We start from the raw sequence: 25,398 nt of genomic DNA on the forward strand, positions 1-25,398 counted from the left end.
TTCGTCATCGCCGGGACCACCGCGCCACGCGGGCGGATCTCGCGCCCGCCGGAGGGAAGAGAGGGGAGCACCATGCGTCCAGCGCCCGCTCCGCCGACCGCCCGTCACCATGCCCGCCCGGCCCCCTGTTCCGGGATCGCGGGCGCCGGACTCCCTGTCCTCACGGTGGCGCCGCCCTCCCCGGCCGCGCGGCGCGCCCGGCCCGTCGACGGGCAACTGCCGTGATCCGGGTCCTCGGTGTGGACTCCGGCGGGTCCGGTCTGCGGATCGCCCTCGGTTCGGCGGACCCGGCCGCGGGCACCCCGGCGGAAGGGGGGACACCGGTCCGGGCGATCGGCACCGCCGTCTCCACCGAACCGGTCCGCACCGGCCCCTCGGGCATCGACCCCGCCCATCTGCTGGAACAGTTGCTGCCCGCCGCGGAGACGCTGCTCGCGCGGGCGGGCGCCGGGGCTCCGGAGGCCGTCGCGATCGGCGCGGCCGGTATGGCGACGCTCGGCGACGGGCTCCGCGCCGCGCTGCCCGCCGCGCTGGAAGGCGCCCTGGGCGTGAGGCGGCTGGCGCTCGCCGCCGACGCGGTCACCGCTTACGCGGGGGCGCTCGGCCAGCGGCCGGGCGCCGTCGTCGCCGCCGGGACGGGCATGATCGCGCTCGGTACCGATCTGGTCGCCTGGCGGCGCGCGGACGGCTGGGGACACCTCCTCGGCGACTGCGGCGGCGGCGCCTGGATCGGCCGGGCGGGGCTTGCGGCGGCGATGCGCGCGCACGACGGCCGGCGCGGCGGTTCGTCCGCACTGCTGTCCCGGATGGAAACCGTGTTCGGCCCCGCACCCGACATGCCGGGGCTCCTCTATCCGCGTACCGACCGGCCCGCCGTCCTCGCCTCGTTCGCCCCCGAGGTCGCCCGCTGCGCCCCCCGGGACCCGGTCGCCGCGGAGATCCTCGCCGAGGCGGCGAGGCATGTCGCGGACGCGGCCGTCGCCGTGTGTCCACAGGTCGAGGGAGCCGAAGTCGCCCTGACGGGTGGGCTGTTCAAGATGGGGGACCCACTGCTCGTACCGCTGCGTGCCGAGTTGGCCGACCGGCTGCCGGGCGCCAGGACGGTGGCGGCCGAGGGCGATCCGCTGACGGGCGCGCTCCGGATCGCCGCGGCCCTCGCGACAGGGTCGCTCCGACTGCCGCGCGACGGGCGACTGTTGACCGCCCCGACAGAGCGGGATGAATAAGCACTAAGCAACATATCGAAAAAATATGGACAGATGACGCACGACCGGCCCCTCCCCGAACAGCCGACCCCACAAAACCAGTAGCATTCGGCGCCATGAGCTCCCCCACTGGGCCGGCACCCGGCCTGCCTGTACGAATGCCCCGACCTCGACAGTCGGGGCGGCACCGTCGACCCGAGCCCGTGGCGGCGCCCGAGGGCGCGCCCGCGCTGGTCCTGGCGATGCCCGGCGACCCGAGCCCCGAGGTGCGGAGCCTCGGCGAGGAGGTCGTCAGCATCGCCCGCTCCGAACTGCCCGGCCTCGACGCCCGGATCGGCTATCTGGACGGCGACGACGACGAGTACCCCGCGCTGGGCACCGTCCTGGCCCACGCCGCCGAGCAGCGTGTCGAGCGCTACGAGCTGGCGAAGGCGGCCGGCCGTGAGGCCGACGAGCCCGAGGGCATCTCCGCGGTTGTCGTGCCGCTGCTCGCGGGTCCCGACAACTCCCTGGTCAGGCGCATACGTCAGGCCGTTGTCGACAGCAAGGCCGTGGCGGAGACGACCGATGTCCTCGGTCCGCACCCGCTGCTCGCCGAGGCGCTCCACGTGCGTCTGTCGGAAGCGGGTCTGGCCCGCGCCGACCGGGCGAGGCTCTTCACGGTGGCGACGGCCGCCGACGGCATCATCCTCGCCACAGTGGGCGGCGACGAGGCCGTCCAGGCGGCGGGGATCACCGGGATGCTGCTGGCCGCGCGCCTCGCCGTGCCGGTGATGGCGGCGGCGCTCGACGACGAGGGCGCGGTAGCGGCCGTCGCGGCGCAGCTGCGCGACTCCGGTTCGACGCAGCTCGCGCTGGCGCCGTACCTGATCGGACCCGAGCTGCCCGGGGGCCTGCTCGACGTCGCGCTGAAGGAGGCCGACTGCGCCGCGTCCGAGCCGCTCGGCGCGTACCCGGCGGTCGGCAAGCTGGTGCTGTCGCAGTACACGAGCGCGCTGGGCATCTCGGCACAGACGCAGGGGTCACCGGCGCGCTGACCGGTTCGGTCCCGCGCGCCGGACGGGCTGTGGCCCGTCCGGCGCGACCCGTTCGACGGGTGGGTTGGTGGCGTGGTCCGTGGGAGTCGGCGGCCGGCCTCAGCCGAAGATCACGCACGAGGCGGCGGGCGCGCCGAACGAGCCGGCACGGGCCGGCACCCCGGTCGCCGGGTCGATGTCGAACCAGGTCACGTCGCCGGAGCGTTCGTTCGACACATAGAGTCGGCGTCCCGCCGGGTCCAGCGTGAGGTCGCGGGGCCAGCGTCCGCCGCAGTCGACGGTGGTGACCAGAACGGGCTTCTCCCGGCTCTCGTCGAGCGCCAGGACGGCGATGCTGTCGTGTCCGCGCACCGCGGCCCAGAGGTACGCGCCGTCGTGCGAGACGACTGTCCCGGAGGCGTAGTTCCCCTCGCCCGCACCGTCCGGCAGGACGGGTGCCTCCCCGACCGGCTCCAGCGTGCCCTTGTCGGTGTCCCAGCGGCAGACCGTGAGCGTCGGCTCCAGTTCGTTGAGCACGTACGCGTGGGTGCCCGCCGGGTGGAAGGCGAGATGGCGCGGGCCGGTGCCGGGGCGCAGCGCGGTCTCGCCGTGCGGTGTGATGTCGCCGCTGCCGGGGTCGACGGCGCTCGTGCGTACGGAGTCGGTGCCCAGGTCGACGGCGAGCAGCCAGCGTCCGCCCGGGTCGGGCAGCACCTGGTGGGCGTGCGGGCCCTCCTGGCGGTCGGTGTCGGGTCCGCCGCCCTCGTGCTGGAGGATCCCGGCGGCGGCGCCGAGGGTGCCGTCGGCGCGGACGGGCAGGACGGTGACGCTGCCGGAGCCGTAGTTCGCGGTCACCAGGTGTCCGGCGGCGAGGGTGAGATGGGTGGGGCCCGATCCGCGGACCGCCACCGGCTCGCCCAGCAGCCGTGGTGCCCGCGTCCCGCCGGACGCGGGAGGCGTGACGTCGAAGGCGGCCGCGGCGCCCTCCTCCGCCTCGGAGACGGCATAGAGGACCGAGCCGTCGGGGGCGAGGGCCAGGTAGGAGGGGTCGGCGAGGGCGTCGGTGGCGCCGAGTTCCGTCAGGGAGCCGGTGGCCGGGTCAACGGTGGCGGCGATGATGCCGCGACCGCCCGCCGAGGTGAACGACCCGATGAAGACCCGCTCGCCGGCCGGCCCCCCGGTCTCCTCTCCGGCCCGGTCGTCCGCCCGTTCGCCGGTCCGCCCGTCGCTCGTGCCGTCCACTGGCTGTCCCCTGTCGCTCGATCGCTCTCTGCGTCCGCGCGTGGTGTGCGGCCACGCTCACGGCTCTCTCCTCCGGGCCGACGGTAGCAGGCGGTCTAGACCAGACCGTCTCGTCGGGCACTGCCGCGTGAACTACCCATCCCGTGGGACGGTTCATACTTCCGGAGGAACCGGAAGCGGATCGCCGCTCAGGCGGCGTGCGCGGGGAGCGCGACCCCGGTGAGGCGTTCGGCCTCCGCCCACAGCCGCGCGTTGAGCGCGTCGTCGAGCGCCCTGCGGGTGACGCGCGCCGGCACGGTGGGACCGACCAGACCGAAGCGTCCGCCGGGGCCGTAGTAGCCGGCCGCCTCCGCATCGGGGCTGGTCGCGGCGTACAGCAGGGGTTCGGTGCCCTGCTCCGCGTCCTGCGAGGGCAGGAATTCGATCTTGGTGAGCAGCCGTGTGACGGTCATCCTGCCGGAGCCGAGGCCGGCGCCCGCCGTCTGGAGGTTGGTGCGGGTGTAGCCGGGGTGCGCGGCGGTGCTCAGCAGGTTCCAGCCGCGCTCGGCGGAGACGCGGGCGAGCTGCCTGGCCAGGATGAGGTCGGCGAGCTTGGACTGCGCGTAGGAGCGGTTGGGGCTGTAGTGCCTGCTCCGCCACTGGAGGTCGGCGAAACCGATCCGGCCGTAGTTGGCCGTGCCGCTGCTCATGGTCGCCACCCGCGGGGACCCGGCGGCGAGCAGGAGCGGCAGGAGCCGTACGGTCAGGGCGAACGGGCCGAGGAAGTTGCTGCCCATCTGGAGCTCGAAGCCGTCGACCGTCTCAAGCCGGGAGGGCGGTGCCATCACTCCCGCGTTGTTGACCAGCAGGTCGAGAGGGGTGCCGTCGGCGATGAGCCCGTCGGCGAACTCCTTGACGGACGCCAGATCGGCGAGGTCGACACGGCGCACGTCGAGGCGGGCGTGCGGGTGCCGCGCCAGGATCTCGTCGCGGGCCCGCTCGCCCTTGGCGGGCGTACGGACGGCCATGACGACGTGCGCCCCGGCGTCGGCGAGCCGCCGGACGGCCTCCTTGCCGGTGCCGCTGTTGGCGCCGGTGACGACGGCGTGTCTGCCGGTCTGGTCGGGGACGGTGTACATGGCGACTCCTTCGGGTGAGGTGCGGACGGCGCGCCGCCGACATGGGGGAACACCGGGTCGTGTCTTCAGAGTCCCGCCTGGCCCGCGACGCCCGGCGCGGCACCTCGCCGCGTGGTCGGAGTCGGCCGGGTACGCCCGGTACGAGACCGGTCCTCCGCCTCGCGACGCACCGCGCCGGCCGCTACGGGCCCCGCCCTGCGGGCGGACGGCGCCACTGTTGAAGACACGACCCAGGACGACGACCTTAGAGACCGTCGGTCTGTTGCTTCCGAAGCTAGCAGACCATCGGTCCGATAACAACAGACCGCAGGTCTGTAGACTCGTGCCATGGCACACACCTTCCAGCGCGCGCGCAGCGAGGAGCAGCGCGCCCAGCGCCGTCAGGCGATCCTCGACACGGCGGCCTCGATGCTCACCGAGATGCCGGTGGCCCAGGTGACCCTCAACGAACTGAGCCGGCGGGTCGGGCTGGCGAAGTCGAACGTCCTTCGCTACTTCGAGTCGCGTGAGGCCGTACTCCTCGAACTGCTGGACGTGGCCGGCCGGGAGTGGCTGGAGTCGCTGGACGACGCGCTCGCCGCGGGCGTCGACGCCGGGGCCCCGCCGGCCGAGCGGGGCGACCGGGTGGCGGCGGTGATCGCCGGCTCGCTGGCGGACCGCCCGGTCCTGTGCGACCTGACCAGCTCCCAGGCGGCGGTGCTGGAGCGCAACGTGTCACCGGCCGTCGCGGCCGAGTACAAACGCGCCGCGCTCACGAACGTCGGCGCGCTGGCGCGCTCGGTGCGCGCCCGGGTGCCGGAACTCGGCGAGGAGGACGCGCTGCGGTTCGCCGCCCTCTGCGTCATGACGACGGGCTCGATATGGACGCACACCCAGCCGTCGGCGGCGATGGTCGCGGCCTACGAGGCGGACCCGTCGCTGGCGGCCCTGCGGATCGAGTTCACGGCGACGCTGCGGGAGGTCCTGGAGGTCGTGCTCTCGGGGCTGCTGGCGCGCGCGTCACGGTGAGAGCGGGCCGGGGCGCCGATCTCGTACTGCCTGATCTCCATGCGGAGGACGACCGGGGACGGCTGTGACTCCCGTGCCGTCCTGGCCAGATGAGCCGCCAGATGCTCCGGTGACTCCCACCGCTCGTACACGTTCACACGTCCGGGCTCGACGGGGTCGGCGGCCACCACGTAGTCGAGACAGCCGGGTTCGGCCCGTGCCCGCGACTGGGCCGCCTCGAAGCCGGCGAGGAACCCCTCACGGCGCTCCGGATCGACATATCCCTTGCCGGCGACGATCAGCATCTCGGGGCCTCCGTGGTGTCCGGGGATCTCGCACGAGCCGTGCCTGGACCGCTCGTATTCTCCCGCGTACGGTCCCCACCGCGTCCAGCGGGGGCGCCACCCGACGCCCGCCGACCACCCCGGCGCGGCGGATGGCGGGCCTTGGCATGCTGGGGAGATGAGCACCGCGCGCACCCACTCCGTTCCCCGCGTCATCTTCGATCTCGACGGCACCCTCGTGGACAGCGAGCCGAACTACTACGAGGCCGGGCGGCGGCTGCTCGCCCGGCACGGGGTCACCGACTTCAGCTGGGAGCACCACACCCGGTACATCGGCATCAGCACCCGGGAGACGCTGGAGTCGCTGCGCGCGGAGTACGGGATCGGCGCGCCGCTCGACGAACTGCTGACCGCCAAGGACCGTCTCTACCTGGAGCTGGCCCGCGCCTCGACCGCGGTCTTCCCGGAGATGCGGAAGTTCGTGGAGCGGCTGCACGCGCGGGGGGTGCCGATGGCCGTGGCGTCGGGTTCGTCCCGCGCGGCCATCGAGGCCGTGCTCGACGGTACGGGGCTGGACACCTATGTCACCCTCGCCGTCTCGGCCGAGGAGGTTCCGCGCGGCAAGCCCGCGCCCGATGTCTTCCTGGAGGCCGCGCGGCGCCTCGGCGCGGACCCGGCCGACTGCGTGGTGCTGGAGGACGCGGCGCCGGGCGTGGTGGCCGCGCGTGCGGCGGGTATGCGGTGCGTGGCCGTGCCGTACGTACCGGAGACCGCAGACGATCCGGCGTTCCGCGGGGCGGAGCTGCTCTTCGCGCGCGGGCAGGCCGAGTTCACGGCGCGGGCGGCCGAGACCTGGCTGGGCGGGAGCGGCCGGGAGCCGCGGTAGCCGCTTCGGCCGGGGGCCGCCCCCGTGGCCGGCCGTACGCGGGGGGACGCAGCGGCGGTGCCGGGCCCGCCCGGCACCGGAACGGCGGTCACCGCCGCGTGGCGCGGCGGGGCCCGCCGGACAGGCCGAGCCCGGAACCGTCCGGGCGGCCCGCCCCGGACCCCGTGGCGGCAAAGAGGTGTCAGCCGGTTCCGTCGGCCGCGGCCATCAGCCCCGCGATGTCGATCTTCTTCATGCCGAACATCGCCTTCATCGCCCGCTGGCCGCGCTCCGGGTCGGGCCCGTTCAGCAGCTCCGTCATGCCGGTGGGCGCGACCTGCCAGGACAGTCCGTACTTGTCCTTCAGCCAGCCGCAGGGCCCTTCCTCGCCCCCTTCGGTGAGCTTCCCCCAGTAGTAGTCGATCTCCTCCTGGTCCGCGCACTCGATCAGGAACGAGATGGCCTCGTCGAAGGTGAACTGCGGGCCGCCGTTGATCCCGATGTAGGTCTGGCCGTCGAGCTCGTACTCCACGGTCAGCACCGTGCCGGCCCTCCCGGGTCCGGCCTCGCCGTAGTGGGTGATGGCCGTGATCCTGGAGTTCGGGAAGATTCCGACGTAGAACTCGGCGGCCTCCTCGGCCTGGGTGTCGAACCAGAGATTCGGTGTGGTCTTCGGCATCGCTGTCTCCCGGTGTCAGGTGTCGGCGGCTTCGCGCGCCTCTCCCCCTTCCGACTGTCGCACCGCCCGGAACTCATCGCAGAAGGCGGTCCGGGCGGGCGGCGGTCACCGGGTGGCCAGGGCGATCTCCGTCGACTTGATCAGCGCGGTGACGCCGGTTCCGGGGGTGAGACCCAGCTCCTCCACGGCCTCCTTGGTGACCACCGCGGTCAGCTCGGTGCCGTCCACGGCCACCTTGACCGTCGCCAGGGCGGCGCCGAGAACGATCTCGACGAGCGTGCCGGGGAGGCGGTTGCGGATGCTCAGCCCCTCGACCGGTCCGGTGGCCAGGGACACCTCGGTCGCCTTGGCCAGCACGTGCACCTCGGTGCCCACCCCGATGCCGAGTTCGCGCACGCCCTCCAGGGTGACGGCGGCGGTGACGTCCTGCCCGCCCGGCAGACGGACCCCGACCGTCGCCATGACCTCGTCGGGGGTGACGGCGGTGACGGTGCCGGCGAGCTGGTTGCGGATGGTGAGCTGCATGCGTGGTTCGGCCTCTCGCTGGTGGGCCCGCCGGCTGAGGCGCCGGCGGACGGGGAGTGAGGCCATTCAAAAGGATGAGCGAAGACAAGCCGCCCATTGACGGCGCTGTCTCGCGATTCGCTCCGTTCCGGAGCGGGTGGTGGACGGGGGCCCGCCCACCACCACTCTCAGGATTCGAGCCAGCCGTGCGAGCGCGCCAGCTCGGTCACCGCGCTGCGCACCCGCTTGATCTGCTCACCGGTCAGCGTCCCGTCGGCCTTGAGGAGCGCCTCGGTCAGCTCGTTCCGCAGCTCGACCGGGGACAGCACGTCCGAGTACTCGCCGTGCGGGTCCGTCTGCCCCTCGCCCGCGCCGGACGCGCCCCGCTGCCCCTGCGGCGCGGGAGCGTGCACCAGTCTGATCTGCGAAGCCTTGGGACCCTTGTCCCCCATCTCCAGGAAGTACTCGACCTCACTGCCCGCCTTGTACTGGTACTTCTCGTCCAGCAGGTCGTTGGCGTGCATGAACACGTCCTCGTCCCCCTCGCTGGGGACGATGAACCCGTATCCGCGAACCTCGTCGAACCTCAGCACTCGCCCTACTTGCAGCACAGCCCCTACCTCCACGGCCTTACCTCAACCTCGATTACCCCTGCGCGGGTCCTCAACGGCCCCCGAGCAACCTCTCACATCCTCCCGCCTGGGAGAATCCGTCGCCAGCAGACCAACACGAGTCGGGGGCACGATGGGCACAGTGGTGCGGGTACCGCAGACCCGGGACATGATCGGCGAGGAACTCTCCGGGGACGAGGCATGGGCGGCGCTGCGCACCTACGGCGGGCGCAAGCTGCTGACCGACGCGTTCCTCCGGTTCCGGTACGCGGACGGATTCAGCTTCGCGCGGGCGCTGGCCTTCCAGTTCGTCCTGGCGCTGGTGCCGTTCAGCATCGCGCTGGTCGGCGTCGCGACGTCGCTGCACACGGAGAGCGTCGGCCGGGTCGTCGAACTGACGCTCACCCGAATAGCACCCGGTCCCAGCGCGGAGCTGATCCGCACCTCGCTGGGCCGCGCCGAGGAGGGGGCCGGTTCCGGGCCCGGGGGTGAGCTGGCCGTCTGGCTCGGTCTCGCGTTCGCGACGCTGAATCTCGCGTCGGCGATGGCGCAGATAGAGCGGGGCGCGAACCGGATCTACGGGGTGGAGCGGGACCGCCCGTTCCTCGCCAAGTACGGACGCGCGCTCGTCCTCGTCGTGGCGGCCGGTCTGCCGCTGATCGGCGGGTTCCTCGTCCTGGTCGGCGGCAAGGCCGTCGGGAGCGCCCTCGCGGACACCTTCGGCTGGGGCGAACCGGCGCAGGACGCCTGGGGGCTGCTGCGGATCCCGGTGGGCATCCTGCTGACCTGGCTGGCCTCGGCCGTCCTGTTCCGCCGGGCCCCGCGCCGCGATCAACCGGGCTACACCTGGCTGGCGTTCGGCTCCGCCGTGCATCTGCTGCTGTGGGTCGGCGCCACCTGGCTGCTCACGCTCTACGTGGGGTTCAGCGGGTCGTTCGGCTCGGTGTACGGGCCGCTGACGGCGTTCGTCGCGCTGCTGCTCTGGTCGAATCTGGCGGGTGTCTCGCTCTTCCTCGGCCTGTCCCTGGCCGCGCAGTTGGAGTCGGCGCGGGCGGGACAGCACGACCCCGTGCACCCCGATCCGGGCCACGGCGGGGACCCGGATCACGTCTGAGTACTCCGGTCCGGCCCACACGTCCGCCCCAAGTCGCCCGCGCGGCACGGCCGGTGACGGATGATCAGTGGGATTCGCGCGACACCTCGTGGCCGCTGGACCCGATGAGGAAGTCGAGGTCGACACCGGTGTCGGCCTGCGTGACGTGGTCGACGTAGAGGCGTTCCCAGCCGCGTGCCGGTGCGGCGAAGGCGTCCGTCATCTCCCGGGCGGGGCGCCGCCGCGCGAGTTCGTCCGCCGGTACGTCGACGTCCAGACGGCGCCCGGCGACGTCCAGTTCGATCAGGTCCCCCGTACGCAGGAGTCCCAGCGGGCCGCCGGCGGCGGCCTCGGGTGCGACATGCAGGACGACGGTGCCGTAGGCCGTACCGCTCATCCGGCCGTCGCAGATCCGCACCATGTCACGGACCCCCTGCTCCAGGAGCTTGGTGGGCAGGGGCAGGTTCGCGACCTCGGGCATGCCGGGGTAGCCCTTGGGGCCGCAGCCCCGAAGGACGAGCACCGATGTCGCGTCGACGTCGAGGTCCGGGTCGTCGATCCGGGCGTGCATGTCCTCGACGCTGTCGAAGACGACCGCCCGGCCCCGGTGGCTGAGCAGTTCGGGCGAAGCGGCGGCGGGTTTGACGACGGCGCCCGACGGGGCCAGGTTCCCGCGCAGCACGGCGATGCCCGCGTCCGCCCGCAACGGCTCCGCACGCCGGTGGATGACGGAGTCGTCCCAGATCTCCGCGCCGTCGAGATGGTCCACCAGCGGTCTGCCGGTGACGGTGAGCGCCCGCGGATCCAGCAGGTCGCGCACCTCCTGGAGGACGGCGAGCAGACCGCCGGCCCGGTGGAAGTCCTCCATGAGGTGCCGTCCGGCGGGCTGGAGGTCGACCAGCAGCGGCACTCCGCCCCCGGTGCGGTCGAAGTCGTCGAGCGTGAGGTCGATGCCGAGGCGCCCGGCGACGGCGAGGAGATGGACGACGGCGTTGGTCGAGCCGCCGACGGCGGCCAGGGCGACGATCGCGTTGAGGAACGACCCCTTGGTCAGGGTGGTGCTGGGGCGGCGGCCTTCGGCGACCATCTCCACGACGAGCCGGCCCGTGCCGTGGGCGCTCTCCAGCAGCCGGCTGTCCGCGGCGGGGACACCGGCCACGCCGGGGACGGTGGTGCCCAGCGCCTCCGCGACGCACGCCATGGTCGACGCGGTCCCCATGGTGTTGCAGTGACCACGGCTGCGGATCATCGACGACTCGGACCGCAGGAACTCCTCCTCGGAGAGGGTCCCCGCCCGTACTTCCTCGGAGAGCTTCCACACGTCCGTGCCGCAGCCGAGCGGTTTGCCGCGGAAGGTGCCCGTCAGCATCGGGCCGCCGGGCACCACGACGGCGGGCAGATCGACGGACGCGGCCGCCATCAGCAGGGACGGGATGGTCTTGTCGCAGCCGCCGAGGAGCACCACCCCGTCGATGGGGTTGGCGCGCAGCATCTCCTCGGTCGCCATCGCCGCCATGTTCCGCCACAGCATGGCGGTCGGTCTGACCAGCGTCTCGCCGAGGGAGACGACGGGGAGGTTCATCGGGACGCCGCCGGCCTCCCAGATGCCCTGCTTCACGCTCTCGGCGACCTCGCCGAGGTGGGTGTTGCACGGTGTGAGGTCGGATGCGGTGTTGGCGATCGCGATGTGCGGGCGGCCGTCGAACGCGTGCGCGGGCAGTCCCCGCCGCATCCAGGCCCGGTGGATATAGGCGTTGCGGTCCGTTCCCGCGTACCACTGCGCGCTGCGCTGCTCCGGGCTGATCGGAAGACACCCCCTGGAATCCCTGCACTTAACTACGGGCGGTCCGGCTGGCACCCTAACTTCCCCGGGCCGTACCGGGGAAGGGCGCGCCATGGGCGTGCCCTTCCCTCCGGCCACCCCGTCAGGAGGTCGCCCTTGCGTGCTTTTGTCATCACCGGGCCGGGCCGGTGCGCGGTCCAGGACGTCGAGCCGCCGGTCGCCGGGCCGGGCGAAGTCGTGGTGGACGTCGAGCGGGTGGGTGTCTGCGGCACCGACATCGAGTTCTACACCGGTGAGATGAGCTATCTGCACGACGGCCACGCCGCGTATCCGATGCGCATCGGCCACGAGTGGAGCGGGACCGTCCGTGCCGTGGGCGAGGGTGTGGACAGCGGCTGGATCGGGCGGCGGACCACCGGGGACACCATGCTCGGCTGCGGTCGCTGCCGGCGGTGTCTGGGCGGGCTGCACCATGTGTGCGAGGACCGTTACGAGCTGGGCATCCGCAACGGCCGGCCGGGGGCGCTCGCGGAGCGCGTCCGCGTACCCGTCTCCTCGCTGCACGCGCTGCCGGACAGCGTGGACGCGACGGCCGGCGCCCTGGTCGAGCCGGGCGGCAACGCGCTGCGCGCGGTGGAGGCCGCCGCGCTGTCCCCCGGTGACCGGCTGCTGGTGCTCGGTCCCGGGGCGATCGGTCTGCTCGCGGCGCGCTTCGCCCTCGCGCGGGGCGCGGAGGTGCACGTCCAGGGGCTGACGGCGCGGTCGCTGGACTTCGCCCGCTCCGTGGGCGTCCACGGAGCGTGGACCGCCGACGGGCTTCCCGATCTGCCCTTCGACGCGGTGATCGACGCGTCCAACGCGGCTCATCTCCCGGCGCGCGCACTGGAGTTGGTCGAGCCGGGCAAGCGGGTCGTGTACATCGGGCTGGCGAGCGAGGCGAGCCGGATCGACACGCGCGCGCTGGCGCTGAAGGACGTCACCGCCGTGGGTGTGCTGAGCGCGTCACCCGCGCTCAGCCGGACGATCGGGCACTACGCGTCGGGCGCGGTCGATCCGCGACCGCTGGTCGCGGGCACCGTGGCGCTGGAGTCGCTGGCGGAGGTGCTGGCGGGGGTGCGGCCCGAAGGGGCGGGCCCGGGGCCCAAGATCCATGTCGATCCACGGCTGTGAGCGGGGAGCGGGAGCCGGGCGGCGGCGGATCCGTTCGCGGGCCGCCGCCGTCCCGCTCGTGCCCGTGGTGGTGCCGTTCTCAGACGTTGACGCCGAAGTCGGCCGCGATACCGGCCAGTCCGGAGGCGTAACCCTGGCCCACGGCGCGGAACTTCCACTCCGCGCCGTGCCGGTAGAGCTCGCCGAAGACCATCGCGGTCTCCGTCGACGCGTCCTCGGTGAGGTCGTAGCGCGCGAGTTCGGCGCCGCCGGCCTGGTTCACCACGCGGATGAACGCGTTGCGGACCTGGCCGAAGCTCTGCCCGCGTGAGCCGGCCTCGTGGATGGAGACCGGGAACACGATCTTGTCGACGTCGGCGGGCACTCCGGCGAGGTTGACCTTCAGCGACTCGTCGTCGCCGTCGCCCTCACCGGTGAGGTTGTCACCGGTGTGCTCGACCGAACCGTCAGGGCTCGTGAGGTTGTTGTAGAAGATGAAGTGCTGGTCGGAGAGCACCCGGCCGGCGCTGTTCACGAGCAGCGCGCTCGCGTCGAGGTCGAAGTCGGCGCCGGTGGTGCTGCGCGCGTCCCAGCCCAGGCCGACGAGCACGGCGGTCAGTCCGGGGGCCTCCTTGCTCAGCGAAACGTTGCCACCCTTGCCCAGGGAAACGCCCACGATCTCCTCCTGCTGTTCGTGACTGAAAAGTGGATCAAAATCTATATCACCGGAGAACCGACGGTCCGGGTATCGACCAGGCTCGTACGGTTCGGCGCGGACCGAGGTGTGGGGGCCATGGGCGGAATGCTTACGGGTGGGGCGTGAGGGGTCGCAGTGACGTCACGGAGCGGCCCTCGTGGATTTCCGGCCATCGCCGGGACTGGAGTGGCTGGAGCGGGGCAGGCGGTGACGTAGACGGAGAAGTGGACGTGAGAAGGGTGTCCGCGCCGACGAGTTGTCACGGGGAATGGATCGTACTCATGGGCCAGCGAGTGGAAGAGACCGAGGACCGCTGCACCGGCACGGGCCGGGTGCTCAGACGCGGCGCGGTGTTCAGCGGGGACTCGGAGATGATCGGGGAGGCACGCCGCTTCACCGCCGCGTTCCTCGGGACCGCGCGCACCGAGCAGGGCCGCGAGGTGCCGCCCCGGGTGATCGGCACGGCGCAGCTGGTCGTCAGTGAACTGGTCACCAACGCGTGCAAGTACGCCCCCGGTCCCTGCCTGCTCGACCTGGTCTTCGACGGGGACGTCGTGGAGATCACCGTGTGGGACACGGACTCCACGCTGCCGGTGCCGCGCGCCGCCGAGCCCGGCCGGATCGGGCAGCACGGGATGGAGATCGTCATCGCGCTGTGCGAGGGGTACGACGTCCGGCGGGAGCCCGTCGGCAAGCGCATCAAGGTCCGTCTCGCGGCGGGCGACGACAACCGGGCGTAGCGTCACCGTCACGGACCGCCCCCTGGGGCCTGTCGTTCGGATCGGCCCGGAGAGGCGAGCGGGGGTCCGGTGTGTGGGGTCGCGAGGCGGAGGATCGCCCTCGTACCGGGCGTACTCGGGCGACTTCCGTCAACGCGTCGAGGGCGCGTGCCGGGCGCCGGTGCGAAGCCGGGACCTGGGTCGTGTCTTCGCGGTAGCGCCGTTCGCCCGCAGGGACGGGCCCGCGGCCCTGGCGGACTTCCTCCACACCTTCGACCACCACCGCAGCCACACCGCACTCGGCGGCCGGCCACCCATCGGCGGAGTCAACAACCCTGCGGGTCAATGCACCGAGCGGCTGTCGCCCGGCGCGGCCGACGGGCGGGGCAGGCCGGCCGTGTCGATGTCGGCGTCGCAGCCGCCGGCCGCCAGGGCGCCGTCCGTACCGCGCAGTCGTACCGTCCCCCGGCCCTCCTCGTCGCGTGCGAAGGTGACGGTGCAGATCACCTGCCGTACCGCCATGTCGTCTAGACGGCCGAGCGCGAGCGGCAGGGTGACCAACGCCGGTCCCGCCCCGTTCAGTTCCACCGCGAAGCCGCCCTCACCGTTGCCGCCGTCCCACTGGTCGCCGGGCGGATCCGGCAGGCCGGGCAGGTCCGGCAGGCCGTCGGTGAGCCCGGTCGCGCGCTCGTCCGGGAGCGGACCGGCGAAGAGCGCGGCCAGGGCCCTGCCGGTCGAGCTCGGATCCGTCGCCGGCGGGTCCGCCGCGCCGGGGTCCACGGAGGACTCGTACGGCGCGGGCCGCGCCACCGGCATCAGGGCGCCCCGCGACCGGAAGAAGAGCAGCGTCCGTCCGTCGCCTCCGGCGGGGAAGACCTGGATGGTGGCGGGGTCGCCCGCGTCGATCGCGTCGGTCGACCTGATCCCGCAGCCGGAGAGCAGCAGCGCGGCGAGGAGAGCGGCGCCGGCCGGTACGGCCCACGGGGGTGCGGCCCACGGGAGTACGGCGGAGGGCATGCGTGTCACCGGGGCTCCTCCCCCGCGTTCAGCGGTATCTCGACGGTGAAGACCGCGCCGGCGCGAGGGGCTTCGGCGTCGGCCCGGCCGGGGTGGGTACCGGCGCCGGTGCCGGCTCCGGGGCGGTTGGCGGCGCGGACGGTGCCGCCGTGCAGCAGCACGTTCTCCCGTGTGATCGCCAGCCCCAGGCCGCTGCCCGTCGACCGGGTCCTGGCCGCCTCCGCCTTGTAGAAGCGGTCGAAGATGTGCGGCAGCGCCTCCGGACGGATGCCGGGTCCCCGGTCCTCGACCTCCATCACCAGCAGCGCCGTACCGTCCTCGCGGGAATCCGGGCGCAGCCGCACGGTGACCGGCGCGCCGCCGTGCCGCAGCGCGTTGCCGACGAGGTTGGCGACGACGATGTCGAAGCGGCGCGGGTCGAGCCGGGCCCTTACGCCGTCGGGCAGTTCGGTGCGTACCCGGTCGGTCCAGTGCCGGCTCTGGAGGGTCTTGCGCACGGCTTCCGCCGCGTCGACCTCGTCGGTGTTCAGCTCGGCGGCGCGCGCGTCGAACCGGGAGATCTCCAGCAGGTCGTCGACGAGCACGGCGAGCTTTCCGGTCTCGGCGCTGATCAGCCGGACCGCCTGCGCGGTGTCGGGGTCGAGCCGGCCCGCGTCCTCGTCGAGCACCTCGGTCACGGCGAGCATCCCGGCGAGCGGGGTGCGCAGTTCGTGCGAGACGTCGGCGGCGAAGCGCCGGGCGCGTGCCTCGGCCCGGCGGAGTTCGCCCACGGACCGCTCGATCTCGGCGGCGGACTCGTTGAACGTACGGGCCAGATCTGCGAGTTCGTCACTGCCCCGGACCGGGATACGGGTGTCGAGGTGTCCGCTGCCCATGCTGCGGGCGGCGCGGCGCAGTTCGCGCACGGGACGCAGGACTCCGCGCGCCGCGAGGAGCGCCGGGAGCAGCGCGATCGCGAGTCCGGGCACCGCGCCGTTCCTGGCGGCGGTGATCAGCGCGTCGACCTGGATCTCCTCCTCGTCCATGCGCATCACCGCGTACAGCACGAGTCCGGTGCGCAGGACGCCGCCGGGGCCGACCTTGAAGACGGTGGGCATGCCGATCGTCAGATACGGCACGCCGTCCTTGACGACCCGCTGGAAGCTGCCGTGCGGATGGCCCGCGGCCTTGCGGCGCAGTTCGGGGGTGATCACGGTGGAGGTGGGACTGAGCCCCGAGGAGGCCCGCAGCGTGCCGTACTCGGCGAAGACGACCCAGGTGCGCGGCTTGCCCTTGCGGGCCATGCCGCGCAGCAGTTCCTCCAGCGATCCGTCGTCCAGCAGGGGCAGTTGGACGCCGATCTGCTGGACCTCGTCGCGGAAGGACGAGACGGCGGTGTCCTGTGCCGACCGGAGGACGCTGCTGCGCGCCTCGCGGAAGGTGAGGGTGGCGGTGGTGCCCGCGCTGACGGCGGCCACCAGCAGGAAGGCCAGGATCAGCCGGGTGCGCAGCTTGAACGGGGTCGTGGGCCGCCGTCCGGCCCGCCGCCGCGCGAGGGGGCGCGGGCGGCGCGGAAGGATCACCCGTGTCACGCGCGGGCCCGTCACAGGGGTCCGAAGCGGTAGCCGAAGCCCCGCAGGGTCTGTATGTAGCGGGGGCTGCCGGGCTCCTCCTCGATCTTGTTGCGCAGCCGCCGGACACACGCGTCGACCAGCCGTGCGTCGCCGTGGTAGCTGTGCTCCCACACGTGTTCCAGCAGTTGCTGCCTGCTGAACACCTGCTCCGGCGCGGCGCTCAGATGCAGCAGCAGCCGCAGCTCGGAGGGGGCCAGCGCGAGTCGCTGTCCGGCCCTGGTGACGGTCAGTCCCGTGCGGTCGACGGCGAGTTCGCCGTGGTACTCGACGGCGGGCCGCCCGTTGCCGGGCTCGTCGATGCGGCGCAGTACGGCCCGGATGCGGGCCTCGATCACCTCGGTACGGGCGGGCTTGACGATGTAGTCGTCGGCGCCCGCCTCCAGCCCCACGACGACGTCGAAGTCGTCGCCGCGCGCGGTGAGCATGATGATCGGCAACTGGCTGCTCTCGCGCACCCGGCGGCAGACCTGGACGCCGTTGACTCCGGGCAGCATGAGGTCGAGCAGGAGCAGATCGGGGCGGAACTCGTCGAGGGCGGCGAGGCCGGCCTCGCCGGTGGCGGCGGTCCGTACCTCGTGCCCCCGGCGGCGCAGGCCGAGTTCGACCCCTTCGCGTACGGCGGGGTCGTCTTCTATGAGGAGCACGCGTGGCATGAGAGGTCTGTCCCAGGGGTGTTCTCAGCGCCGGGCGGGGCGCTTGGTGAGGCGGCGGGTGAGGCCGGAGAGCAGTCGGTCGAGTTCGGTGAGCCGGAGCGGGCGGGCGAGGAGCGCGAAGACCAGGCCGACCACGACGGTGCCCGCGGCGCAGGCGGCGACGGCGCCGACCGGCATCGTACGCGCGGCGGCGAGATGGCCGAGTGCCGTTGCCGGGACGGCGGCGGCGAGCAGCCGGGCGTGGCAGCCGACGGCGGCGGAGCGCCACAGCCGGGCGCGTGCCGCGGGGGTGCGCCGCCGGCCGGGTGGAGGTCCGGGCGGCGGTACGGACAGTGCCCCGGGCCCCGGGCCGTGTCCGGCGGTGGGTCCGCCCGCGGCCCCGCCCGTGGTGGCGGATCCGGCGCCGCGCGCCAGCCGGCGGTGCAGGACCAGCGCCGTCACGGCCCAGCCCGCCAGCAGCGCGGCCGAGTACGCCCCCGCCATCCCGGTGACCGCCCACCGCGCGGGCAGCGTCGCGTAAGCGGCCAGCGACAGGCCCGCGTTGAGCCCGGCGATCACCAGGTTGAGGAGGAACGGGGTGCGGGTGTCGGAGAGCGCGTAGAAGGCGCGGGACAGGACGTACTGCCCGGAGAAGGCGACGAGTCCGGGGGCGAAGGCCACCAGGATCCCGGCCATGACCGCGATGTCGCGCGCGTCGGTCCTGCCGTACTGGAACACGGTCGCCATCAGCGGCTGCGCGAGGGCCAGCAGGAGGCACGCGGCCGGCACGACGGCCGCCGCGCTGCTCCGCAGGGCGTACGAGACGTCGCGCCGTACCGCGGCCGGGTCGTCGTCGGCCGCCGCCCGGCTCATCCTCGGCATCAGGGCGGTGACCAGGGAGACGGTGATGATGCCGTGCGGCACGGCCCAGAGGAGGTAGGCGTTGTTGTACGCGCTGAAGCCGGCGCCGCCGTCGATGCCCTGGGCCGCCGCCCGCGCTCCGGCGAGTGTCGCGAGCCGCGTCACCACCCAGTACGCGGCCTGGTTGGTGAGCACGAGCAGCACGAGCCAGCCGGCGGCGCGCAGGGGGCGGGTCAGTCCGCTGCCGCGCCAGTCGAAACGGGGCCGGAAGCGGAACCCGGCCGCGCGCAGCGCGGGCAGGAGGGCAAGCGCCTGGACGGCGATGCCCGCCGTGGTGCCCCAGCCGAGGAGGGCGGTCTCGCCGGGGGTGAGCGTGCCGCCGTCACCCGTCGCCAGATACAGGCCGAACACCGCGATGACCACGACGTTGTTGAGGACGGGCGTCCACATCATGGAGCCGAACCGGCCGCGGGCGTTGAGCACTTGGCCGAGCAGGGTGAAGACGCCGAGGAAGAGGATCTGCGGCAGGCAGTAGCGGGCGAACGCCACGGTCATCGTGGCCTGTTCACCGCTGTAGCCGGTGTAGGCGTCGACCAGCGCGGGCGCCGCCCATACGGCGCAGACGGTGATCGCCAGCAGGGCGAGGACGCAGACGGTGAGGAGCCGGTCGGTGTACGCGGCGCCCCCGTCGTCGTGTTCCTTGGCCGCACGGACCAGTTCGGGTACGAAGACGGCGTTCAGGGCGCCGCCGACGAGCAGCATGTAGACGATCGTGGGGACGGAGTTGGCGACCGCGTAGCCGTCGGCGGTCAGCCCGACGCCCAGCGCGGCGGCGACCACCGCCGAGCGTACGAAACCGGCGGCGCGGGACACCACGGAGCCCGCCGCCATGATCGCCCCGCTGCGGGCGACGGACGCTCCGTCCGGTGCCGTGCCGGTCGGGGGTGGGCCGGATTCTGCCCGCGGCGGGGGCGGACCGGCGACGGATGTCGTGCTCATCGGCGGGCCAGGTACGCCTGGAAGGCCCGGTACAGGGTGTGATTGGCGGTGCCTGCCAACGGTTTCTCCCACTCCCCCAGAGTCTCGACGACCTGCCCGCCGGTGCCGAGCTTCCAGCGCAGCAGTCCGAAGGAGCGGTCCGCCGGATCGAGTGTGGAGGGTACCCCGCGCATGTCGTACACGTCCGCGCCCGCCGCGTGGGCGTCGAGCATCATCCGCCACTGGAGCGCGTTGGAGGGACGGACCTCCCGCCGGTGGTCGGCGGAGGCACCGGTCTGGTACCAGACCCGCCGCCCCACGGTGATCATGGTGTGCGCGGCGAGTGTCTCGCCCTCGTGGCGGGCGAGATAGAGCTTCATCCGGCCGGGCTCCTCGGCGTTGAGCACGGCGTACTGACGCTCGTAGTACGCCGCCGAACGGCCGAGCCGGAAACCGTCACGCTGCTCGGTGACGCACAACAGCCGGTAGAAGTCCGGGAGTTCGGCCTCGCCGCCGACGACGGTCTCGACCCCGGCCCTGGCCGCGCGGCGTACGTTGCGCCGCCACTCCTGGTTGAGCCCGGACCACAGGTCGTCGACCGTGCGGCCGGCCAGCGGCAGCCGGAAGACATGGCGGGGCTGCGCGTCGCCGTCCCCCGTGTCGTCGCCGCAGCGCAGCCAGCCTCGGGCGCGCAGCCGCTCGGCGACGGCCGTGCCGAGCGGGTCGACCTCGCAGTCGAGGACGTCGGCGAGCCGCATGCCGGTGCCGGTCCGTGACTTGAGCGGGCCGGGGTGCCAGCGGCGGTGGGCGGGGGCCGGGCCGATCCGGACGGCGAACGCGCCGACGTCCTTGAGGTACCGGAGCAGCGGCGTGAGCCAGCCGTCGATGTCCGGATCGGCCCAGTCGGCGACGGGTCCCTCGGGCAGGTATGCGAAGTACCGCCTGGTGCCCGGGAACTGACGCAGCAGAACCAGGGCCACGCCCGTCAGCCCCCCGGCCGCGGGTGCGGGTCCCCAGCCCAGCAGCAGTGGCCGCCAGCCGTCCTTCACCTGCGCCCACGAGGGGCACTGGAGGAATCCGGGGCCCAGTGCCCCTCCCGTGCGGGAGGCGAGGAACGCGCGGTACACAGGGGCGGTGACCGGTTCCAGCCGTAGGTCCCGGCCGTCCTGCCGCTGCCCGGTCCGGGCTGCCGTCACGAGGAGTGCGGACACAGTGTGAGCCTCTCTTCCACCCCGGCCTTCTCGCGGGGACGCCGAGGATGCTCACAGCCGTCCGTGACCGCTCCGCGCGCCGAATGTGACGGGACGACGACCGTTTCCCATCAGTGCCCGTCACATTGCCCGCACGCCTCTCACCTGCGGGTTTCACATGCTTAGAGTCGCGTCGTCCCCTTGCCGCGCCTTCCGACGGAGGTCTCCGTGCGCCACTCGTCCGCACGCCACTCGTCCGCACGCCCCGCATCCACACGTCCCGCGCCCGCACGTCCCTCGTCCGCGCGGAACCCGTCCCCGCGTCTGGCGATCGCGCCCGCGGTCCTCGTCTCCCTGGCCGCCTCGCTCACCGCATGCTCGTCCGCGTCGGGCGAGCCGGCGGACGGCGGGCGCGCCGTGGACGGCAAGGCGACGCGGGCCGCCGCGAGCCCGGCCACCGTCACCGTGACCCCGAGCGGCGAGGGCGCCGAGGCGGGCCGTCCGGTGAAGGTCACCGCGCACGGCGGCACGCTCACCTCCGTCACGGTCACCGACGACCGGGGCCGGACCCTCAGGGGTTCGATGGAGCCGAAGAACACGGTCTGGGTCTCCGACCGCAAGGCGGTGCCCGGCGCCTCGTACACCGTCAAGGCGGCGACCCGCGCCGAGGACGGCGGGACGGGGCGCTCCGAGGCCGCGTTCAGCACCGCACCCGCCGCCAAGGTCAACAAGACGGACTGGCGGCCCGGCGCGGGTGCCACGGTCGGCGTCGCGCAGCCCATCTCGCTCGTCTTCGACAACCCGGTCACCGACAAGGCCGCCGTGGAAAGCCAGTTGAAGGTCACCACCTCCGACGACACCGAGGGCTCCTGGGGCTGGGTGCGGGACTGGTCGGGGCGTGACCGGGTCGACTGGCGGCCGAAGACGTACTGGCGTCCCGGTACGAAGGTCACGCTGCGCGCCGAGTTGAACGGTACGGACTCCGGGCCCGGCGGCGGCTGGTTCGTGCGGGACTACGCGACCACCTTCACCGTGGGCGCCCGCCAGGTGGTCGAGGTGGATCTGGACAGGCACCGCCTCACCCTGGAGCGCGACGGGGGGACCGTACGGGAGATCCCGGTCTCCGGCGGCACCCCCGGCGGGGACAAGCGGTCCTGGCGCGGCACGGCGGTGCTGATGGCCAAGGAGGGGACGATCAACATGAACTCCGAGACCGTGGGCCTCGGCGACGCCTACGACAAGATGGTCGACCACTCGATGCGGCTGACCTGGTCCGGCATGTACGCGCACGCGGCGCCGTGGAACGCGAAGTACCTGGGCGTCGCCAACCGGAGTTCCGGCTGCATCGGGATGGGAGACGCCGACGCCGCCTGGTTCTACCGGCAGGTGCGGGTGGGCGACCCGTTCGAGATCAAGGGGGCCGACACCAAGGGGACGGTCGAGCCGGGGAACGGTTTCGGGGCCTGGAACCTGTCGTGGCCGAAGTGGCGGGAGCGCAGCGCCCTGGACTGACCGCGCGGTCGGTGCGCGCGGTCGGCGGTCGGCGGTCGGCGTATCAGACAGCGTTCCCTGTTCTCGACGGACCTGACCTCCGTTCACCCGGCGTTCGGTTTGCCCTCCGAGACTCTGCGGTTGGCACCCCCCGCGCCGGAAGTTGAACGAAAGGCTTCAACCGTGAAGGACAGGAACACCGAGGACCCCGAGAACTCCGCCCTCTCCCGCCGCCGGCTCGTCAAGTTCGCGGGCGTCGGCGCGACCCTCGCCGCGGCGGCCCCGCTGGTGGGCGCCGGCGCCGCCTTCGGCGACGAGGACGACGACCGCCGCAAGCCGGGCGGCCCGGGCGACTCCCGCAGGCGCTGGCGCGCCGGTGACCACCACGTGCACTCGGAGTACAGCGGCTCCTTCGACACGACGAAGAACCCGCCCGTGTTCAAGAAGGGCGACGACGCGGTCTACCCGATCGTCACCAACGCGATCATGGCGAAGAACTTCGGTCTGAGCTGGGCGATGTGCACCGACCACGGTGGTCCGACGCACTCGAAGGTCAACCTGGAGCAGGCGTACCCCGACCTGCTGCGCTCGCGGGTGCTCGTACCCGAGGTGCTCCAGTTCTGGGGCATGGAGTTCGACGCCCCGGCGCTCGACCACCACACGCTGATGATCCCGCACCACGCCGACGAGGCCCGGCAGCTGTTCGAGCTGGAGCAGCGCTTCGCCAAGTACGACGCCTTCCCCACCGACCCCGGCCGCGACACCGAGGCCAAGATGGTGGAGTTCCTGAAGGCGGCGAAGGACATGCGCCGCAAGCCGCTGGTGATCGCCCACCACGCCTCCCGCTCGGCGCCCGGTCTGGGTGTCTACGGTCAGGACACGCCGCGCGAGTTCCGTGACGGCAACGACGCCGCGCCCGAGATCTACGTCGGCTTCGAGGGCGCTCCCGGCCACCAGGCGGGTCCGCTGAACGGCGGCGCGCGCGGCGGGTACGGCAACTACCCGACGCACGGCGGCTTCGACCAGATGACCGCACGTGTCGGCGGTCTGTGGGACGCGCTGCTCGGCGAGGGCCGGCGCTGGTGGATCACCGCGACGTCCGACTCGCACGTGCACTGGACGCGCGGCGGCTCCGACTTCTGGCCGGGCGAGTACAGCAAGACCCACGTGCTGGCGCGGCAGGACTACGGCGACATCATGGACGGTCTGCGCAACGGCCGGATCTGGGTCGGCACCGGCGACCTCATCCGGACCCTGGACGTCACCGCCGGCAACCGCGGCAACGTGGCGTCCGTGGGCGAGACGGTCACGGTCACCAACCGGGGCCGCACGGATGTCGAGATCGAGATCCGCTTCCGTCCGCTGGACGGCGAGAACGCCAACGGCGACCGGCCCGAGGTGCGCCGCGTCGACCTGATCGTCGGAAGGATCACCGGCGGGAGCGACGACCGCGACTCCGACACCAACCCCACCACGAAGGTCGTGGCCCGGTTCGGCAGGCGGGACTGGCGCAAGCAGGGCGACGAGTACGTCGTCAAGCACACCCTGCGTGATGTGGACGGTGACCTCTACGCCCGGGTCCGCGGCACCGGCACGGACGAGGCCGAGCCGCTCGCGGACGGTCTCGAAAGCCCCTGGGACGACCTCTGGTTCTACTCGAACCCGGTCTTCGTCAAGGTCCGTTAGCCGGCCGGTGGTGGGTCCGGGCTCCGCGTCAGCGCGTGGAGCCGCAGGGCGAGTTGGATCTCCAGTGTGCGGGCCGGGGAGTTCCAGTCCGGGCCGAGGAGCCGGCCGACCCGTTCGAGGCGCTGCACGACCGTGTTCACATGGACGTGCAGCGCCGTCTTGGTGCGGGTGAGGCTCGCCCCCTCGGCGAAGTACGCGTCGAGCGTCCCCACGAGGTCGGTGCCTCGCTCGGCGTCGTAGTCGAGCACGGGGCCGAGCGTGGCGCGGACGTAACCGCCCAGGTCCGCCCGCTCGCCGAGGAGTACGCCCACGAAGCCGAGGTCGTCGGTGGCGCCGCCGTGCCCGGTGTGGCCGAGGACGCGCAGGGCGGAGAGGCAGCGGCACGCCTCGCCGTGGGCGGTGGGCAGTTCGGCGGGGCCGGCGGCCGGGCCGGCGGCGCCGACGGTGACCGGGGAGCCGAGTGCCTGGCCGAGTTCGGCGGCCAGCCTGCGCGCGCTGGGGCCGGGCGTGTCGGTCGGCGCGACCAACACCACCTGTCCCTGGTGGAGTCCGGCCAGACCGTTGCCGGCCTGGGCGCTCCTGGCGGCGACGGCGAGCAGGCGGTGCCGGTCGGCCGTCTCGCCGTCCGCGACGAAGACGCAGTGCCGGCGGGCCAGGTCGACACCCAGCCGCCGGGCCCGCGCCGACAGGGCGCCGGGGTCGCCGGAACGCGACAGCAGGTCACCCAGGAGTTCGCCGCGTACCCGGTCCTCCGCCTCGGCGACCGAGCGGCGCAGCAGCAGGAGCAGGGCCGTGACGACCGCCGCGCGTTCGAACAGCAGCCGGTCGACGTCCGCGAGGTCGCCGCGCCCGGTGAGGGCGATGCTGCCGAGGAGTTCGGGGCCGGCGAGGACCGCGCAGACCCAGGTGCCGTTCAGCGGGACGGCCCGGCCGCTCGCCCTGGAAGCGGCGACCGCGGGGGTCGGCGGCGCCAGTGACTCGGCTCGGGCACGGGCGAGTTCGGCGCCGTCCGCGTCGTGGATGAGGATCCCGCCGTCGAGGATGTCGGCGATGGCCGCGGCCACGTCGTCGGCTCCGCCGCCGCGCAGCACGAGGTCGGTGAGCTGGTCGTGCGCCTCCTCGGCGCGGCGCATCTGCCCGCTGTGCGTTCTGATCGTCTCCGAGGCGGAGTTGAGGTCGACCAGCGCGGCGCGGGTCTCCTCCAGGAGCCGCGCGCCGTCGATGGCGATGGCGGCGTGGTCGGCCAGCGAGGAGAGCAGGGCGACCTCTTCGGCGGCGAACTCGCGGGGCGCGCGGTCGGCCGCGTACAGCACGCCGATGATGCGGGCGCCGACGCGCAGCGGCACCCCGAGGATCGCGCGCAGGCCCTCGTCGAGTACGGCGCTGTCGATGGTGGCGGTGTGGTTGAAGCGGGTGTCGCGCTGGTAGTCGCCGGTGGCGTACGGGCGGGCGGTCTGTGCGACGAGTCCGCCGAGGCCCTCGCCCATCCCGAGCCGCACCTGCTGGAACGCGGCGGCCACGGACCCGTCGGTGACGCGCATGTAGGTGTCGCCGGCGAGTTCGTCGTTGAGGGAGAGATAGGTGACGTCCGTGCCGAGCAGCAGCTTGGCCCGGTGGACGATGGCGCGCAGCACGGCGTCCAGGTCGCGCAGCGCGGCCAGGTCGCTCGCGGTGTCGAACAGCGCGGTGAGCTGCGCCTCGCGGCGCCGGTGCTGGCTCAGGGTCCTCCTGATGCGCAGGGCGACATCGGTGGCGTCGTTGATCGCGGCCAGTTCACCGCCCCGCACACCGGCTTCGCGGGCCTCGGCGGCGGGGCGGGCGAACTCCTCGGTGGGCGCGCCCCGCGCCAGCAGGTCGAGGAGCCGGCGCAGGGCAGCCACGGAGTGCCGGGTGCCTGGAGCTGTCACGTCGGCGAGCATACGGTGATCACCTCCAGGCGGGCACGGGTGCGACGGCGGGGACGGCCCCGGTCCGGGGC

General features: G+C 73.2%; 23 protein-coding genes. 9 read left to right on the top strand and 14 right to left on the bottom strand.

The genetic code is table 11. The features are described 5' to 3' along the window. Positions 1-221 precede the first annotated feature (221 nt). Together ACZ61E_RS05775 and ACZ61E_RS05780 are read left to right on the top strand one after the other, a co-directional pair. Entirely contained in the window at positions 222-1,226 is a 1,005-nt protein-coding gene (locus ACZ61E_RS05775; protein ID WP_469697838.1) for an N-acetylglucosamine kinase, read from the top strand. Between the two features lie 95 nt (positions 1,227-1,321). After that, positions 1,322-2,242, top strand: a complete 921-nt coding sequence (locus tag ACZ61E_RS05780) for a sirohydrochlorin chelatase (RefSeq protein ID WP_469697839.1) — start codon at positions 1,322-1,324, stop codon at positions 2,240-2,242. Positions 2,243-2,341: 99 nt separating this feature from the next. On the opposite strand, the gene ACZ61E_RS05785 is transcribed toward ACZ61E_RS05780, so the two are convergent. Then, positions 2,342-3,373 (bottom strand): lactonase family protein, encoded by a 1,032-nt coding sequence (locus tag ACZ61E_RS05785; RefSeq protein WP_469697979.1) that lies wholly within the window; start codon positions 3,371-3,373, stop codon positions 2,342-2,344. 278 nt (positions 3,374-3,651) lie between these two features. Further along, complete coding sequence (locus ACZ61E_RS05790) at positions 3,652-4,581, bottom strand: SDR family oxidoreductase (RefSeq protein WP_469697841.1); 930 nt, start codon at positions 4,579-4,581, stop codon at positions 3,652-3,654. A 327-nt stretch (positions 4,582-4,908) separates the two neighbouring features. Between ACZ61E_RS05790 and ACZ61E_RS05795 the strand changes: the two genes are divergently transcribed. Beyond that, on the top strand, positions 4,909-5,589 hold the full coding sequence (locus ACZ61E_RS05795; RefSeq protein ID WP_469697843.1) for a TetR/AcrR family transcriptional regulator: 681 nt from the start codon (positions 4,909-4,911) through the stop codon (positions 5,587-5,589). On the opposite strand, the gene ACZ61E_RS05800 is transcribed toward ACZ61E_RS05795, so the two are convergent. Continuing rightward, positions 5,481-5,873, bottom strand: coding sequence for a putative quinol monooxygenase (locus ACZ61E_RS05800; RefSeq protein ID WP_469697845.1), 393 nt, complete (start codon positions 5,871-5,873; stop codon positions 5,481-5,483). The two genes, ACZ61E_RS05795 and ACZ61E_RS05800, sit on opposite strands and share 109 nt — an antisense overlap. A gap of 157 nt (positions 5,874-6,030) precedes the next feature. Here ACZ61E_RS05800 and ACZ61E_RS05805 point away from each other — a divergent pair, with 157 nt between their 5' ends. Then, complete coding sequence (locus ACZ61E_RS05805; protein ID WP_469697847.1) at positions 6,031-6,738, top strand: HAD family hydrolase; 708 nt, start codon at positions 6,031-6,033, stop codon at positions 6,736-6,738. 181 nt (positions 6,739-6,919) lie between these two features. Here the strand turns inward: ACZ61E_RS05805 and ACZ61E_RS05810 are convergent, their stop codons facing one another. The 3 genes from ACZ61E_RS05810 to ACZ61E_RS05820 all read right to left on the bottom strand — a co-directional run bounded on the left by ACZ61E_RS05810 (position 6,920) and on the right by ACZ61E_RS05820 (position 8,511). Beyond that, complete coding sequence (locus ACZ61E_RS05810; RefSeq protein WP_469697849.1) at positions 6,920-7,396, bottom strand: VOC family protein; 477 nt, start codon at positions 7,394-7,396, stop codon at positions 6,920-6,922. 105 nt (positions 7,397-7,501) lie between these two features. Then, positions 7,502-7,921, bottom strand: a complete 420-nt coding sequence (locus ACZ61E_RS05815; RefSeq protein ID WP_469697851.1) for a TOBE domain-containing protein — start codon at positions 7,919-7,921, stop codon at positions 7,502-7,504. 167 nt (positions 7,922-8,088) lie between these two features. Further along, a complete protein-coding gene (locus ACZ61E_RS05820; RefSeq protein ID WP_469697852.1) occupies positions 8,089-8,511 on the bottom strand; it encodes a cold shock domain-containing protein in 423 nt (140 codons plus the stop codon). A gap of 133 nt (positions 8,512-8,644) precedes the next feature. Here ACZ61E_RS05820 and ACZ61E_RS05825 point away from each other — a divergent pair, with 133 nt between their 5' ends. Beyond that, positions 8,645-9,625, top strand: a complete 981-nt coding sequence (locus ACZ61E_RS05825) for a YihY/virulence factor BrkB family protein (RefSeq protein WP_469697853.1) — start codon at positions 8,645-8,647, stop codon at positions 9,623-9,625. A gap of 64 nt (positions 9,626-9,689) precedes the next feature. Here the strand turns inward: ACZ61E_RS05825 and ACZ61E_RS05830 are convergent, their stop codons facing one another. After that, on the bottom strand, positions 9,690-11,408 hold the full coding sequence (locus ACZ61E_RS05830) for an IlvD/Edd family dehydratase (protein WP_469697981.1): 1,719 nt from the start codon (positions 11,406-11,408) through the stop codon (positions 9,690-9,692). A gap of 135 nt (positions 11,409-11,543) precedes the next feature. Here ACZ61E_RS05830 and ACZ61E_RS05835 point away from each other — a divergent pair, with 135 nt between their 5' ends. After that, positions 11,544-12,557, top strand: a complete 1,014-nt coding sequence (locus ACZ61E_RS05835; RefSeq protein ID WP_469697855.1) for a zinc-dependent alcohol dehydrogenase — start codon at positions 11,544-11,546, stop codon at positions 12,555-12,557. Positions 12,558-12,636: 79 nt separating this feature from the next. Here the strand turns inward: ACZ61E_RS05835 and ACZ61E_RS05840 are convergent, their stop codons facing one another. Further along, on the bottom strand, positions 12,637-13,212 hold the full coding sequence (locus tag ACZ61E_RS05840) for a TerD family protein (protein ID WP_385043803.1): 576 nt from the start codon (positions 13,210-13,212) through the stop codon (positions 12,637-12,639). A 302-nt stretch (positions 13,213-13,514) separates the two neighbouring features. On the opposite strand from ACZ61E_RS05840, the gene ACZ61E_RS05845 reads away from it, so the two are divergent. After that, a complete protein-coding gene (locus ACZ61E_RS05845) occupies positions 13,515-13,973 on the top strand; it encodes an ATP-binding protein (protein ID WP_469697857.1) in 459 nt (152 codons plus the stop codon). Between the two features lie 321 nt (positions 13,974-14,294). Here the strand turns inward: ACZ61E_RS05845 and ACZ61E_RS05850 are convergent, their stop codons facing one another. From ACZ61E_RS05850 to ACZ61E_RS05870, 5 genes are read right to left on the bottom strand one after another with little or no spacing between them, the layout of a single operon-like run. Continuing rightward, the gene (locus ACZ61E_RS05850) at positions 14,295-14,978 is read right to left on the bottom strand and encodes a hypothetical protein (RefSeq protein ID WP_469697859.1); all 684 of its coding nucleotides are present in this window, start codon (positions 14,976-14,978) and stop codon (positions 14,295-14,297) included. Next, a complete protein-coding gene (locus tag ACZ61E_RS05855) occupies positions 14,975-16,540 on the bottom strand; it encodes an ATP-binding protein (RefSeq protein ID WP_469697860.1) in 1,566 nt (521 codons plus the stop codon). Before ACZ61E_RS05855 ends, ACZ61E_RS05850 begins: the two co-directional genes overlap by 4 nt. 11 nt (positions 16,541-16,551) lie before the next feature. Continuing rightward, entirely contained in the window at positions 16,552-17,235 is a 684-nt protein-coding gene (locus ACZ61E_RS05860) for a response regulator (protein WP_469697861.1), read from the bottom strand. A gap of 24 nt (positions 17,236-17,259) precedes the next feature. Further along, complete coding sequence (gene murJ, locus ACZ61E_RS05865; protein ID WP_469697863.1) at positions 17,260-19,074, bottom strand: murein biosynthesis integral membrane protein MurJ; 1,815 nt, start codon at positions 19,072-19,074, stop codon at positions 17,260-17,262. Next, complete coding sequence (locus tag ACZ61E_RS05870; RefSeq protein WP_469697864.1) at positions 19,071-20,264, bottom strand: lipid II:glycine glycyltransferase FemX; 1,194 nt, start codon at positions 20,262-20,264, stop codon at positions 19,071-19,073. The genes murJ and ACZ61E_RS05870 overlap by 4 nt, the downstream gene beginning before the upstream one ends. A gap of 207 nt (positions 20,265-20,471) precedes the next feature. Here ACZ61E_RS05870 and ACZ61E_RS05875 point away from each other — a divergent pair, with 207 nt between their 5' ends. Further along, complete coding sequence (locus ACZ61E_RS05875; RefSeq protein WP_469697865.1) at positions 20,472-21,755, top strand: L,D-transpeptidase family protein; 1,284 nt, start codon at positions 20,472-20,474, stop codon at positions 21,753-21,755. Positions 21,756-21,917: 162 nt separating this feature from the next. Then, on the top strand, positions 21,918-23,420 hold the full coding sequence (locus tag ACZ61E_RS05880) for a phosphoesterase (RefSeq protein ID WP_469697867.1): 1,503 nt from the start codon (positions 21,918-21,920) through the stop codon (positions 23,418-23,420). Here the strand turns inward: ACZ61E_RS05880 and ACZ61E_RS05885 are convergent. After that, on the bottom strand, positions 23,417-25,339 hold the full coding sequence (locus ACZ61E_RS05885) for a helix-turn-helix domain-containing protein (RefSeq protein ID WP_469697868.1): 1,923 nt from the start codon (positions 25,337-25,339) through the stop codon (positions 23,417-23,419). The genes ACZ61E_RS05880 and ACZ61E_RS05885 overlap by 4 nt on opposite strands. Between the last annotated feature and the right edge of the window lie 59 nt (positions 25,340-25,398).

This window comes from Streptomyces sp. NPDC104581, from assembly GCF_055583685.1.

What these genes read in the sequence shown, in the direction of transcription:
- ACZ61E_RS05795 (WP_469697843.1), top strand. Translation starts at nt 4,909, where the DNA reads ATGGCACACACCTTCCAGCGCGCGCGCAGCGAGGAGCAGCGCGCCCAG.
- ACZ61E_RS05845 (WP_469697857.1), top strand. Translation starts at nt 13,515, where the DNA reads ATGGGCCAGCGAGTGGAAGAGACCGAGGACCGCTGCACCGGCACGGGC.
- ACZ61E_RS05885 (WP_469697868.1), bottom strand. Translation starts at nt 25,339, where the DNA reads ATGCTCGCCGACGTGACAGCTCCAGGCACCCGGCACTCCGTGGCTGCC.
- murJ (WP_469697863.1), bottom strand. Translation starts at nt 19,074, where the DNA reads ATGAGCACGACATCCGTCGCCGGTCCGCCCCCGCCGCGGGCAGAATCC.
- ACZ61E_RS05810 (WP_469697849.1), bottom strand. Translation starts at nt 7,396, where the DNA reads ATGCCGAAGACCACACCGAATCTCTGGTTCGACACCCAGGCCGAGGAG.
- ACZ61E_RS05805 (WP_469697847.1), top strand. Translation starts at nt 6,031, where the DNA reads ATGAGCACCGCGCGCACCCACTCCGTTCCCCGCGTCATCTTCGATCTC.
- ACZ61E_RS05780 (WP_469697839.1), top strand. Translation starts at nt 1,322, where the DNA reads ATGAGCTCCCCCACTGGGCCGGCACCCGGCCTGCCTGTACGAATGCCC.
- ACZ61E_RS05800 (WP_469697845.1), bottom strand. Translation starts at nt 5,873, where the DNA reads ATGCTGATCGTCGCCGGCAAGGGATATGTCGATCCGGAGCGCCGTGAG.
- ACZ61E_RS05815 (WP_469697851.1), bottom strand. Translation starts at nt 7,921, where the DNA reads ATGCAGCTCACCATCCGCAACCAGCTCGCCGGCACCGTCACCGCCGTC.
- ACZ61E_RS05790 (WP_469697841.1), bottom strand. Translation starts at nt 4,581, where the DNA reads ATGTACACCGTCCCCGACCAGACCGGCAGACACGCCGTCGTCACCGGC.
- ACZ61E_RS05860 (WP_469697861.1), bottom strand. Translation starts at nt 17,235, where the DNA reads ATGCCACGCGTGCTCCTCATAGAAGACGACCCCGCCGTACGCGAAGGG.
- ACZ61E_RS05825 (WP_469697853.1), top strand. Translation starts at nt 8,645, where the DNA reads ATGGGCACAGTGGTGCGGGTACCGCAGACCCGGGACATGATCGGCGAG.